Here is a 2,357-nt window from a genome sequence, read left to right as displayed (position 1 = left end):
CTGCGGTCGAGCTGTCCGGCGACGCCCGGTGAGGCGTTCCTGGTCGAGCACGGCTTCGCGGAAGGCGCCGAGCAGCGCGGCGACCGTGCCGACCGCCTGGAGCCCGTGGCCCTGCACGTCGCCGACGAGCGCGCGCACCCCGTAGGGGCCCTCGCGGACGTCGAAGAGGTCCCCGCCGACGAGCGTGCCGTGCTGGGCCGCGCGGTACAGGCCCGCGCAGCGCACCGGGCCGACGCGCGGCGGCAGCGGGGGCAGGACGGCGAACTGGGCGGCCTGCGCGACCGTGCGGACGGTGACGAGCTGTTCGTCCCTGCGGCGCCGCGCCCAGGCGATGACGACGCTGAGCGCCGCGACGAAGGCGACCGTCACGAGGTCGGAGTCGCCCGCGCGGCCGAGGCGGATGGCGGGCACCCACAGCAGGACGAGCACGATGCCGCCGAAGACGGCGGTGCCCAGGGCCTTGTAGGTGAGCGCGGCGAGCGGCGGGATCGCGCCGATGAGGAAGCCGAGTTCGAACCTGTTCCCCACGATCCCCTGCACCACGGCGAGGGCGAAGAGCAGGACGGCGGGGAGCCAGCGCAGCCACCGCGAGGGGCGGGCCACGCGCAGCGGGTCGCCGGGGCGGTCCTGGCGGCGCAGCACGGCGCGCGCGGCGACCGCGACCCGCCAGGGCCTGTTCTCGCCGCCACTCGTGTTCTCGGGCTCCGGCCCCTGCATCGGGTGTGCTCCCTCCGGCCCGGCGGTCGAACCGGACCGCTCGCCCCGCCTTCGTACGGCGCGGCTCCCACCCTCGTACGGTGCCGCCCGGGCCGCACGCCGGGTGGCGTCCGCGTCACCCCTCGGGGTGTACCGCGAGGCCCATGAGGACATCGTCCACGTACCCGCCGTCGAGGTACATCTCTCCCGGCAGGATGCCCTCGACGGTGAAGCCCTCGCTCTCGTAGAGGCGGCGCGCGGGGGTGTTGTGGCCGAGGACGCGCAGGGTCAGGCGGCGGGCACCCTCGGCCCGGCAGCGGGCGACGGCGGCGCGGAGCAGGGCGCGGGCGACGCCCCGGCCCCGCGCTGCCGGATCGACCGCGAGCCCCCGGATCGCGCGGACGTGGGCGTTCGCGGCCAGCGGGAGGGAGGGGACGAGGCGGAGGTAGCCGACCGGGTGGCCCGGGTGCTCGGGGACCTCGGCGACGAGGTGCTCGGCGGGGCTCCGGCCGGCGGCGAAGAAGGGCGGGAGCGGGGGGAGTGGGCGCGGGGTGACGGCGTGGAGCGTGGACCAGGTGGCGGCGTCGAGCGCGGCGAGGGCGGGGCCGTCGCCGGGGCGGGCGGTGCGGACGCGCGGGGGTCCGGCGGCGGGGCTCGGCGTGCGGGCGGGTATGGGCTGTTCGGTCGGCATGGGGCCATCCTTCACCCGGGCCGCTCACCGCTCCTGCCATTTTCCCGGCCGGGCGGGGCACGATGACGGCATGAACGAGCACGGGCACGAGCACGAGCACGAGACGGGCGCGGCGGGCTTCGGCGAGGACGCCGGGGCACGGGAGCGGCCGGGACCGCGACGCGTGGCCGTCGCGGGGGCCTCCGGGCTGATCGGCGAGGCGCTCACGCGCTCGCTGCGCGCCGACGGGCACGCGGTGGTGCGTCTCGTGCGGCGCGCGACGCGGGCGGAGGACGAGGCGCGCTGGGACCCGGAGGGCGGGGACGTGGACACGGCGGCCCTCGCGGGCTGCGACACCGTCGTGAACCTCGCGGGCGCGGGCATCGGCGACCACCGCTGGACGGACGCCTACAAGCGGACCATCCGCGACAGCCGCGTGCTCGGCACGGCGACGCTCGCCGACGCGGTCGCCTCGCTGGACCGGCGGCCCGAGGTCTTCGTGTGCGGCAGCGCGATCGGCTACTACGGCGACACGGGCGCACGTGCCGTGGACGAGAGCGCGGCGCCCGGGGAGGGCTTCCTGCCCGACGTGTGCGTGGACTGGGAGGAGGCGGCGGGGGCCGCGCGGGAGGCGGGGGTGCGCACGGTGTTCGCGCGCACGGGCCTCGTCGTGGCGCGCGGCGGCGGGGCCTGGGGACGGCTCTTCCCGCTCTTCAAGGCGGGGCTCGGGGGGCGGATCGGGAACGGGCGGCAGTACTGGAGCTTCATCGCTCTCCACGACCACGTCGCGGCGCTGCGCCACCTCATCGACACGCCCACCCTGGAGGGCCCCTTCAACCTGACCGCGCCCGAGCCCGTCGACAACCGCGAGATCACCGCCGCCATGGGCCGCGTCCTGCACCGCCCCACGCCCTTCCCCGTCCCGGCCCCCGCGCTCCGCCTCGCCCTCGGCGAGTTCGCGGGCGACATCCTGGGCAGCCAGCGGGTGCTC

2 protein-coding genes and 1 pseudogene are annotated in these 2,357 nt (G+C 77.5%); 1 reads left to right on the top strand and 2 read right to left on the bottom strand.

The window, feature by feature from the left end; all coding sequences use genetic code 11:
* Window positions 1–717 (bottom strand): annotated as a pseudogene (locus tag SSBG_RS22530) (PP2C family protein-serine/threonine phosphatase); the annotation flags it as partial.
* A gap of 115 nt (window positions 718–832) precedes the next feature.
* The gene (locus SSBG_RS22525; RefSeq protein ID WP_008748375.1) at window positions 833–1,387 is read right to left on the bottom strand and encodes a GNAT family N-acetyltransferase; all 555 of its coding nucleotides are present in this window, start codon (window positions 1,385–1,387) and stop codon (window positions 833–835) included.
* A 70-nt stretch (window positions 1,388–1,457) separates the two neighbouring features.
* Between SSBG_RS22525 and SSBG_RS22520 the strand changes: the two genes are divergently transcribed.
* Window positions 1,458–2,357, top strand: a 900-nt coding sequence (locus SSBG_RS22520) for a TIGR01777 family oxidoreductase (RefSeq protein WP_008748374.1), incomplete at its 3' end; no start/stop codon positions are given.

This window comes from Streptomyces sp. SPB074 (genome assembly GCF_000154905.1).
In the GTDB taxonomy this organism is placed as follows: Bacteria; Actinomycetota; Actinomycetes; order Streptomycetales; family Streptomycetaceae; genus Streptomyces.
Note: the sequence above shows the minus strand (reverse complement) of the source record. Positions and strands in the feature narration are given on the sequence as shown.